This is a genomic window from Occallatibacter sp. (genome assembly GCF_049802275.1).
Lineage (GTDB): Bacteria > Acidobacteriota > Terriglobia > Terriglobales > Acidobacteriaceae > Telmatobacter.
In genome coordinates this window covers 1-10,580 of sequence record NZ_JBARMD010000643.1, presented here as the reverse complement: position 1 = coordinate 10,580, position 10,580 = coordinate 1, and the positions used below count along the sequence as shown (strand labels likewise).

Sequence of the window (10,580 nt, the reverse complement as noted above, 5' to 3'; positions counted from 1 at the left end):
GGCGACTCGATAAACCCGTACTCATTAATGCGCGCAAAGCACGAGAGCGAGCTGATAAGGCCGATGTTCGGGCCTTCAGGCGTCTCAATGGGGCAGATGCGGCCATAGTGCGTGGGGTGCACGTCGCGGACTTCGAAGCCGGCGCGTTCACGCGACAGACCACCAGGTCCAAGGGCCGACAGGCGGCGCTTGTGGGTGATCTCGGAGAGCGGGTTGGTCTGATCCATGAACTGCGAGAGCTGCGAAGAGCCGAAGAACTCGCGGATGGCCGCCATCACCGGTTTGGCGTTGATCAGGTCGTGCGGCATGGCCGTGTTCAGTTCCTGGTACACGCTCATCTTTTCCTTGATGGCGCGTTCCATGCGGACGAGGCCGATGCGGAACTGGTTCTCCATCAATTCGCCCACTGCGCGAACGCGGCGGTTGCCAAGGTGATCGATGTCGTCGACCATGCCGATGTTCTTGCGCAGCTTGAGAAGGTAGCGGATGGTGCCGTAGAAATCTTCCGGCGTCAGGGTGCGATGGTCGAGCTGGGTGGCATCCTGGTTCTCGTAGAGCTTGATGTTGAACTTGAGACGGCCCACGCGCGAAAAGTCATACTTGCGCGGATCGAAGAACATGCCTTCGAACAGCGCAGTCGCGGTGTCGAGCGTCGGCGGATCGCCCGGCCGCAGCTTGCGGTAGATTTCGATCAGCGCTTCTTCCGGCTTGTGGACGGAGTCGCGCTTCAGCGTGTTGGTGATGATGTTGCCCACGTCGTCGCGCTCCGGGAAGAAGAGCTCAAAGCTCGTCGCGCCGCTCGCCATCACCTTGTGCAGGCGATCGGCGGTCAGTTCGATGTTGGCTTCGACGATCACTTCGCCGGTGTTCAGGTCGATGATGTCGGCGGCCGTGATGGCGCCGTCAAGTTCGGCAGACTCGATCTCGATCTTGTCGATGTTGGCTGCGCGGATCGCCTTCAGCGAGTTGGCGGTAATTTTGCGGCCGGAGTGCGCGATCTCTTCGCCCTTGTGGAGGACGGCGTGCGCGGGCTTCGCACCCTGGAGGTGCGTGGCCGCCTTGTGATCTGCGGGAACGGCCCACTGCAGCTTGCCATTGGCAATGTGGATGCGATCGATGGTGTAGAAGGTCTTGAGGATTTCTTCGTCCGAGCGCAGGCCAAGCGCGCGCAGGAAGATGGTTCCCAGGAACTTGCGTTTGCGATCGATGCGGACGTAGAGCGTGTTCTTCTGGTCGTACTCGAACTCCACCCACGATCCGCGATAGGGGATGATCTTGCCGAGGAAATAGGTACGGTTGTTCGCCGTCTCAAAGAAGACGCCGGGCGAACGATGCAACTGAGAAACGATTACGCGCTCGGTGCCGTTGACGATGAACGTGCCGTTCGGCGTCATCAGGGGGATGTCGCCGAAGAAGACTTCTTGTTCTTTAATATCGCGAATGGTCTTGTTGCCGGTCTCCGCATCCTTGTCGTAGATGGTGAGGCGGACCGTGACCTTCAGCGGGGCAGAGAACGTCATGCCGCGCTCTTCGCACTCCTGCTGGTCGTACTTCAGTTGCAGTCCCACAGGGTCGCCGCACTTGTTACAGAAGTCGGGAACGTTCTTGTTGTAGGTTCCGCATTTGTGGCAAAGAACGTCGCCAGGAAGGAACGGATCGGTAATCACCATGGCGCCGCAATGCGTGCAGGCGGTGCGCAGGTGGTGAAGACCTTTGAGGTGGCCGCACTTGCATTCCCAGTTGCCGATGGAGTAGTCAACGAAATCAAGCTGCGAGATACCGCGGAAGTCGGTGATGGGGAAAACTGAAACAAACACCGACTGCAGTCCCGAGTCATCACGCTCGTTGGGCAGCTTGTCCATCTGCAGAAAACGCTCATAGGAGCGGCGCTGCACTTCGATTAGGTTAGGAATCTGGGTTGCGGTAGGAATCTTGGAAAAATCGAGCCGGCTGCGAATCGCGCGCTTCTCGTTGGGCATGCTTCACTCCTGAGTCTCGTCACACCAGCGCAATTCCCGCCATCCAGGTTTGCGCAGGGCCGGCACCCGAGTCTCGAGGCGCCAGCAGTTTACGTAAATAAGTCCGATCATTCAGATTGGCTGACTGCTAGTTGCCAATCCCGTCCTGGACGCGCGGCGATCACTTCGCCGTACTCCCGGAATCCTCGCGCCAAGCGTGTTTACTTGATTGAGGCGCCGTTAAAATCGCGCCACAGGCGTTGTCGCACTTCAGGGTATTGCGCTATAAGCAATTCCAGAGGTGCTGCTCGCTGAAAGCAACGTCATCAAATCGACGCGACCATCAAGGAGCGGCGCTCTCCAAAATCATTCAAGCGCATAACCAACTCTGGAATTGCCGTAGACTGCGCACAATCGGTAACAGGCATACCGGAAAAACCCGGCCCGGATGCCCGCAAACACATGGTAGATTTCGCTGAAGAAGCCTAATCCGCCGCAATAGAGACACAAATGCCCGCGAGGACGCAATTCCTCACGAGCGCGGCTTGATGCCTGTGCCCCCATCCGATTTTTGTTGCAACGCTATCGCCGATCCCAAAGCTCGCTTCTGCTGCCCGCCGCCTGCCAAACGACATCCGTCACCGGGAAACCCGCCTATCCCGCTGACACGAGAGCACTTAACTTCGCATTGATGTTCGCCCCATGGCTGCTTGGCCCAGCACGGGATGCGAACATTTTGTGCCCTTTGACTCTTGATTAAGACGCGCTGTAGTGGTTTTCGCCCAAACCGCGGAAATCCAAGCATGGGCCGAAAAGACGCGCAACGTCTATCGTAGCGCGTCCCGGCTCGTCTTGCAAGTCGCGTGCCGAACTACTTGATTTCGACGGTTGCGACGCCTTCAAACTTCTTCTTGATCGCCTCAGCCTCGTCCTTGGTCGCGCTTTCCTTCAACGCCTTGGGGGCGCCGTCGACCAGATCCTTGGCTTCCTTCAGGCCGAGCGAGGTAACCTCGCGGACAGCCTTAATGGTGTTGATCTTGTTCGCGCCGGCATCCTTGAGAATGACCTGGAACTCGGTCTTCTCCTCAGCCGCCGGGGCCGCTGCTGCGCCGCCGCCACCGGCAACTGCAACCGGGGCTGCCGCTGCTGCCGAAACGCCAAGGCGCTCTTCAAGCTTCTTCACCAGAGACGCTGCTTCGAGCAGGCTCAGGCTAACAATCTGTTCTTCCAACTGTGCGAGATCCGCCATGTCTTTTCTCCATTCAATCCGTTTGATAATTGATATTCCCGGCTGCAAACCCAAACGGTAAGTTTCCGATGCGCCAGACCCGCGCACTTTCCGCCTGCCTTACTGCCAAACCCTAAAAACAGCTTTCAGCTTCTAGCCTCTAGCCATTAGCTAAGAACTGGGTGCCCCAGGTCTCGCTTCTGAGACCTGGGAGACCACAAATCTATGCCGCTGCAAACTTTTCTTTTTCGACGCCCTGGTTGATTACTACAGCCAGATCGCGTCCAGTCGCATTCATCACTGTAACCAGGCGCTGCGCTGGAGCGTTGATGAGGAACAGGAGCTTGGCAAAGATCTCTTCCTTGCCCGGCATGGTTGCCAGCGCCTTAACCTCTTCCACGTTCAGCAGCTTGCCGTCAACGATGCCCAGCTTGAACTGGAACTCCGCGTTCTCACCGGCCCACTTCGCGAACACTTTGGCCAGCGCAACCGGGTCGCCTGAGGTGAATGCAACAGAATTCACGCCCTTCAAGCCTTTCAGCGCGGGAGCGATCGAGGTCCCTTCGCTTGAAACGGCCGCCAGCTTGTTCTTGACCACGCGATACTTGCCACCCGCCTCGCGGATGACCTTGCGCAGCTCATAGTCCTTGGCAACGGTCAGCTTACTGAAGGTACCGATAATTGCCGTTGTCGAGGTCTCCAGCTCCTTTGACAGCTGCTGGACCTTCTCAGTCTTCTTTGCTTTCGAAATTGCCATGTCTTCGCTCCGCTCAGGCAGTGGACAGTGATCAGTGATCAGTGGTCAGTTTCCTGTAACCCTCTGCTCAGCCTTCTCTATCCCTGCTCCGCGCCCTCAATCGGCGCCCCAAATTTCATCCTGCTTCTTTGCCAGTCCATCAGCATCGGGTCACCAGCACTTACTGGCCACTGTCCACTGATCACTGAACACTGCTCTTTAGTGCTTGCCCGCCGCGTCCGCTACTGCTGAATCCAGCGGAACCCCGGGGCCCATCGTCGAGCTCAGCGTGACGCTCTTGATGTACTTGCCCTTTGCCGCCGAAGGCTTCGCTCGCACGATCGATGAAATTACTGTAGTCGCATTCTCGACCAGCTTTTCTGGCGCAAAGCTAAGCTTGCCCACCGGCACATGCACCAGGCTGGTTTTGTCGGCGCGGAACTCCACCTTACCGGCCTTGATCTCTTTCACCGCCGCAGCCACGTCCTGCGTCACGGTTCCCGTTTTCGGGTTCGGCATCAGGCCCTTCGGACCAAGCACCTTGCCGAGACGGCCGACAACCTTCATCATGTCGGGCGTGGCGATCAGCGCGTCGAACGCAGTCCAATTCTCTTTCTGAATCTTCTCGACCATTTCTTCGCCGCCAACGAAGTCAGCACCGGCTTCCTGTGCTTCCTTCTGGCGGTCGCCGGATGCGATCACGGCAACGGTCTTGGTCTTGCCCAACCCGTGCGGCAGAACCACGGTTCCGCGCACCATCTGGTCGGCGTGACGGGTGTCGACACCCAGACGCATGGTCAGATCCACAGTCTCGTCGAACTTGGCGTACTTGACTTCCTTGAGCAGGGTAACCGCTTCGTTGAGCGGATACGCGGGCTTGGTTACAGCCGCACGCGCCTTAGCAATATTCTTGCTGATTTTAGCCATCAGATCCTCGTCTCCCACCGCATTTGCCAGCCCCATTTTCAGGGAACCTGGAGGCTTACGCCTTGGAACTTCAGCGTTTTCGCTCTCGAACAGGTCCAAAAGCCGTGGTGTTATTGACGGCCCAGAGATTTCCCCGGGCACATCTATGAATATTATCGGAATGGTATCTGAAATGCAAACGGCGCGGCCTCTTTCCAAGAACGTAAGCCGCGTAGACAAGACCATTTAGGGCAGCACCGAAACATATCCATCGCGATCGCATCTAAAGATATGAAGACTCGAAGGAAACGCTCCCCGATGAAATGGTCGCCGAGGGGCAGCTTGAATGAGGATAATGTATATGAAAACAATAGGATTAGCGCTCACACTAACCGCCGGAACCGTTCTGGCGACTTTCCCCGCGTTTGCGCAGAAGAATGACCAGCAGGGACAAGGACGCGCCGTTGTCACCATCTTGCCGGAACATCCGAAGGAAAACATCGGCCAGGTTCCCAAGGATTTCAAACTCAAGGTGAATGGCAAGGAGTCGTCGGTTCTGAACTTTACGGCGCTACAGGACTCGAACAGCCCGGTGGAGCTTGTGCTGCTGATGGACAGTGGTTCTCGCACCAGCCTGGGTACCCAGTTCAGCGAAATCGAGAGTTTCGTGAAGGAAATGCCGCCGAACACCCGGATAGCCATCGCCTACATGGAAAATGGCCGTGCCGCTTTCGGCAGCCAGCTTTCGTCGAATGCGGCCGATGTGCTGAAGGGTTTGCACGTGAGCAGCGGCTTCCCTGGCTCGAATGCAAGCCCGTACTTCTGTCTTTCCGATCTGGCCAAGAACTGGCCATCGCACGACCGAACCGCCCGGCGCGAAGTGCTGATGGTCACGGATGGTGTCGACAATTACGACCGGCGCTACGACCCTGAAGATCCGTACGTCGATAAGGCAATCAACGACTCCGTGCGCGCCGGCATCGTTGTCTATTCCATCTACTGGAAGGACATGGGCCGCGCGAACAACAGCTGGTACGAAAACAACGCAGGACAGAATCTGCTGCTGATGGTGACGCAGGCCACTGGCGGCAACAGCTACTGGCAAGGGATGGGGAACCCAGTCTCGTTTGAGCCGTTTCTGCAGGATCTGCGGCGCCGGCTGAACCATCAATATGAGCTCACCTTCTCAGCGCCGTCGAATGGAAAGCCTGAAGTCGCCACGATGAAGATCGATTTGAAGGTTCCGTCCGCAAAGGTCGAAGCGCCGCAAAAGGTGCTGGTCACAAGCGCAACCTCCGCGCGAGGCGAATAATAATTCTTCTTCCCTCCGCAAACACAGGCAGGTGATTCACTTGTCACCTGCCTGTGTTTTATTTCCGCAAGATCGATCTAAAATAGCGGAGCGATTGGATGGCGCTCAGATTCCGGCGGGCTGCGAATAAGCTCCTTCATGCGATCGATGGCTGCGTTCGCCCGATCCGACGTAGCCAGCGTCTCTTCCGCGGCCAGAGCCATCGGATCCGTGCTGCTTCACCAGCTTGTTATAAATTCCCAGCAGCAGGAAAGGCGCAGCCCATTGGCCGACAAACATTGATTCATGCTTCTTGTTCCAGGCCTGCAGAGCGGCAGAGACGGCCATGGCGCCAAGCGCAAGAGCAAGATAGGTGCTGGTAGGAATCTTCGACGTGGACTTTTCGATTGCGGCGGTGAATTGATCTTCTTCGACTTCACCCGGATTGACACGATAATCGGTCATTGATCAGTTCTCCTTTGCGATACTTCTGATCGCCTAGGTGGGATGCGCTGAAATCCAGAAAAAGCGGCCTGCAAAACAGCACTTGTTCGCAAACAGAAGATGGTGTGCCAGACACGACGAAGATGCTGCGACTGTATTTTGTTGCTGTTCGTATTCTGGAAGTTTTGCTGGTTACGATGAAATGCCGCCAGTCTACACAGCGTTATTCCGCCATCCATTGCAGGACCGCGCGATCGTCAAAAGTGGTGAAACACCGAAATCCGGCCGGCTGTTTACCGATATATAACGTCAGGGTAGCCCACTATAGGACCGGAACCTCGGACGAACTGGGGAATGACCCACGTTGGCGTGCCGAATGGCTGAAAATCTCATACCAAAGGCAATGTAGTGTGATCGCTTGCACAAACAGATCGATGCGAATCAGTCTAGCCTTGACAACCGATCAAGCTGTTGGGAAGCGTGCTCACGGTTTAAATGCGAAGGCTAGTTCAGTTCGGGCTCATGGTTGCCTTGCTTCTGCCCTTTGGAGTGGCACAGCGAGTAACGGTGGAGCAACTCGAACGCAAGCTGGCGGCTGGCGCTACAGTTTCTAATTCCGCAGCCGACAAACTGCTCGAGACAATGGGTGGTACCGATCTGCTTGTCGAAATGAGGCAGGATTCGGTCTTAGCGCCGCAACTCGAACGCCTGGAACTCTCAGAACGTCTCACTGCTGGTACAGTTGCCAGTTTTGCGGCATCGTACAAGGTTGGCCCGCAAAGCCTCGCAACTTTGGAATTGCTCGCCGATCGATCAGCTCTCTTAGACCCACCGGTAAGCGAGATGCCTCCCATTCCAGCTCCGAATGCGGACGCGCAGCGCCAGATGACGAGTGCAGCAGGGGTCTATGTGCTCCAGATCTTACAGCACCTGCCAAATTTCTTTGCCACGCGCACTTCTGTAAAACTCGACGATGCACCACTGACAATCGGAGGACAGTTCCTAGCAAGTGACAAACTGCATCCGACGGGAACATTCAGCCAGGAGATCACATTCCGCGACGGCAAAGAGGTGATCAATCCCATGCTGTCCACTCACTCCGGAGAAATCCACCCCGAAGCCGGGCTGGAAAGCCAGGGGGAGTTCGGTCCAGAATTGGTCGCTGTTTTTCTTGACGTGACCAACAGCAAACTTGCTTTTCATCATTGGGAACAGACCCGTTACGGGCCGGTCGCGGTCTATCGCTATGCTGTGCCCATTTCAGCCTCGCATTATCAGGTTAATTACGTTTGCGCTGGTAGGACCGCGCATCAAGAAGTTCGCGCCTACCACGGATCGCTATCGATTGACCCGAAGTACGGCGCCATCATGCGCATCACTCTCGAAGTTGACTCTGCAGTTAGCGATGCACTTTCGCATGTCGCTTCAGTTATTGAATATGGCCCGGTGTTGATTGGCGAGCGCATCTCAATATGTCCGGTCCGCAGCCTTACTTTTATGGCGCAGGAATCTGACTTTTGCACTCATCCAGGCCGCAACAAGAAGTTGGTCCGGCCTGTCACCATGCTCAACCGAACTTCCTTTACTGACTATCACCGGTTGGGGTCAAGCTCGCGCATCATTCTGGATGCGAATGGTGCTTTGACAACCAACCCCATCACACATGACATGCCCGATGCTCAGAAGCCGACGGCACAAACTCCCAACCTTCAGCCTGAGTGAATTGGCGTTGACGAATGTTTTGCGAGCAAGTGTGCTTTTTGGGGTCCGAAAGCGGTTTCGATGAAAGAACTGTCGATTTGCATCCTGGTATTGGGTTCCATGTGCGTTACAAGGCAACTCAAAGCACAAGACAATCCGTCGGCCACTGGGTCTGACGCTTCGCTGCAGATCACCAGCAGAGCGGTCGTAGTGGATTTGGTGGTGACCGATCATAAGGGTGTTCCTGTCCGCGGACTGAAGCAGAGCGATTTCATCGTCCTTGAGCAGGGAAAGCCCCAGACAGTCTCTTTCTTTGAGGAACACTCCGTTTCGTCGAAAGCGGAACCAGCAGAGTTCCCCACGCTGCCGCCAAACGTCTTTAGCAATTTCTCGCCAACGGGCCAGCCGCCAGCGGTCAACGTGTTGCTACTGGATTCGCTAAATTCTCCGATGGAAGACCAGGTCTTTGTTCATCAGCAGGCCATTCGATTCCTGAAGACCCTGGAGCCGGGATCGCGCATGGCGATCTTCACTATGTCGATGGGGCTGCATTTTGTGCAGGGATTTACCGACGACCCGGCGGTTCTTGTAGCGGCGTTAGGCAACAAAAAGAACAATGAGATCGAAAGTCCCGCGTTGCTGACGTCACCGGCCGAAAGCAGTGCGCAACAAGCAGTGATCGGGCAGATGTCGCAAATCATTCCCGGCTCGGGAGGCGGTCACGTGCCGGACAGCCCATCAGCGTCTCCAATCATGATCGCGGCGCTACAGGGATTCATGGCGGAGATCTCTACTGCGCAACAAAGTGATCGTGATCATCGAACCCTGGCGAATTTGCAGCAGCTTGCCGCATTTCTCGGCGGCTTTCCTGGCCGCAAGAACTTGATCTGGTTTTCAGAGTCGTTCCCACCGAACCTGTTCGGTCCCACCAGCACGCGATTTGAAGGGGACGTCGCGAAGACGGTCAACCTACTGACCGCAGCGCGCGTCGCGATTTATCCGGTTTATGCACGCGGCTTAAGTGAGATGCAGGCTTTTACTGCATCTGGAACAAACGCATCGCCGGGAACGCAGTTGCCCAGGGAAATGAGCGGTGCGAGCGGCTTGATCAGCACCAAGCCGGGGGAGCAACTCGATAGCAGCACGCAGGCTGGCGCCAACATGGACCCGGCGACTGACGGTCCGCTGGGACCCAACGGTCCCATCAGCAATCCGCTCACAACCGAGAAAAGTACGCGCAATAGCGATCAGGCAACCATGGACATGTTGGCCCACGACTCGGGCGGCAGAGCTTTCTACAACACCAATGGACTCTCTGAAGTCATTGCCAACATCGTTTCAATGAGCGGCGATTTTTACACACTCTCTTACACTCCAACGGACGAGAAGATGGATGGGGCATACCGCCGTATTGAGGCGAAGGTCGCCGGGGGCAAATACACACTTTCGTATCGCCGCGGCTACTACGCAACTGATGCAGACCTGCCGGGTGCCGCCCAGTCCGCAAAAGACGCCTCAAGCAAGACAGCAGTCGATCCCTTGCGGCCATTCATGGACCTTGGGATGCCGCAGAGTGAGCAGATTTTGTATAAGGTCCTCATTCAGCCGTTGCCGCAGCAACAGGAGCCTGCCCAGACGGAGGATAAATCTTCTGTCCCGAAAGGACATCCACGGCGCTATTCGGTGGCCTTCGCCATCGATCTCAAGGACCTTGACCTGAAACAGGATGCGGAAGGTCTGCACAAAGGCGCGCTGAACATTTCGCTAATCATCTACGACCGCTACGGCCATATTGCGAGTCGCAAAGACCACCAGGTTGCGCTGAGTATCAAACCTGAGACCTATAGCGAGTATGAGCAGACCGGGGTAAAGCTACGTGCGGAGATTGAGGTACCCTACGGGCAACATTGGCTCCGTACCGGCGTCTACGATCAAAGTTCCCGCAAAGCCGGGACAATGGAACTTCCGCTAAGCTCCGTAACGGAACTCGAGGCAGTCACCAAATAGCACACGCGCGCCGGTCTTCAGGCTGCCCTTGGCGTTCCGGTTGGATAACCGCCCAACCGGAAATTACTACTTGATCAACATCCCCACACGCCCCACACGCCTTCGGCGCGGATGATGCCTGTCTCCATTGGCCACTCAGCCGGTGGCGGGTTCTTTTGTAACAGTGGCGACACAATGCTGCATTGAGTGGCGGCATTGCGTTGTACCGAGTGGGGGATTGATTGTATTCAGCAAGTTTTGAGAGCTTTTATGCGCCCGACGCGAACGCGAGGACCGGGGCAAATGAAACTCTGAGCACTGTAATGTCAT

Annotated in this window: 7 protein-coding genes and 1 pseudogene; 3 read left to right on the top strand and 5 right to left on the bottom strand. The window is 56.2% G+C overall.

Annotation, left to right across the window (positions count from 1 at the left end):
- The 4 genes and pseudogenes from WA354_RS21695 to rplA all read right to left on the bottom strand — a co-directional run.
- Window positions 1–1,979: pseudogene (locus WA354_RS21695) on the bottom strand (DNA-directed RNA polymerase subunit beta); the annotation flags it as partial.
- Between the two features lie 850 nt (window positions 1,980–2,829).
- Window positions 2,830–3,207: a 50S ribosomal protein L7/L12 gene (rplL, locus tag WA354_RS21690; protein WP_472815107.1), complete on the bottom strand. Its 378-nt coding sequence runs from the start codon at window positions 3,205–3,207 to the stop codon at window positions 2,830–2,832.
- Between the two features lie 202 nt (window positions 3,208–3,409).
- A complete protein-coding gene (gene rplJ, locus WA354_RS21685) occupies window positions 3,410–3,943 on the bottom strand; it encodes a 50S ribosomal protein L10 (protein WP_472815106.1) in 534 nt (177 codons plus the stop codon).
- Window positions 3,944–4,141: 198 nt separating this feature from the next.
- Window positions 4,142–4,849, bottom strand: a complete 708-nt coding sequence (gene rplA, locus WA354_RS21680) for a 50S ribosomal protein L1 (protein WP_472815105.1) — start codon at window positions 4,847–4,849, stop codon at window positions 4,142–4,144.
- Between the two features lie 340 nt (window positions 4,850–5,189).
- Between rplA and WA354_RS21675 the strand changes: the two genes are divergently transcribed.
- Window positions 5,190–6,140, top strand: coding sequence for a vWA domain-containing protein (locus WA354_RS21675; RefSeq protein WP_472815104.1), 951 nt, complete (start codon window positions 5,190–5,192; stop codon window positions 6,138–6,140).
- A 105-nt stretch (window positions 6,141–6,245) separates the two neighbouring features.
- Here the strand turns inward: WA354_RS21675 and WA354_RS21670 are convergent, their stop codons facing one another.
- Complete coding sequence (locus tag WA354_RS21670) at window positions 6,246–6,584, bottom strand: hypothetical protein (protein ID WP_472815103.1); 339 nt, start codon at window positions 6,582–6,584, stop codon at window positions 6,246–6,248.
- A gap of 864 nt (window positions 6,585–7,448) precedes the next feature.
- On the opposite strand from WA354_RS21670, the gene WA354_RS21665 reads away from it, so the two are divergent.
- Both WA354_RS21665 and WA354_RS21660 read left to right on the top strand, forming a co-directional pair.
- A complete protein-coding gene (locus WA354_RS21665) occupies window positions 7,449–8,285 on the top strand; it encodes a hypothetical protein (RefSeq protein WP_472815102.1) in 837 nt (278 codons plus the stop codon).
- A gap of 60 nt (window positions 8,286–8,345) precedes the next feature.
- The gene (locus WA354_RS21660) at window positions 8,346–10,271 is read left to right on the top strand and encodes a VWA domain-containing protein (RefSeq protein WP_472815101.1); all 1,926 of its coding nucleotides are present in this window, start codon (window positions 8,346–8,348) and stop codon (window positions 10,269–10,271) included.
- Window positions 10,272–10,580: the final 309 nt, after the last annotated feature.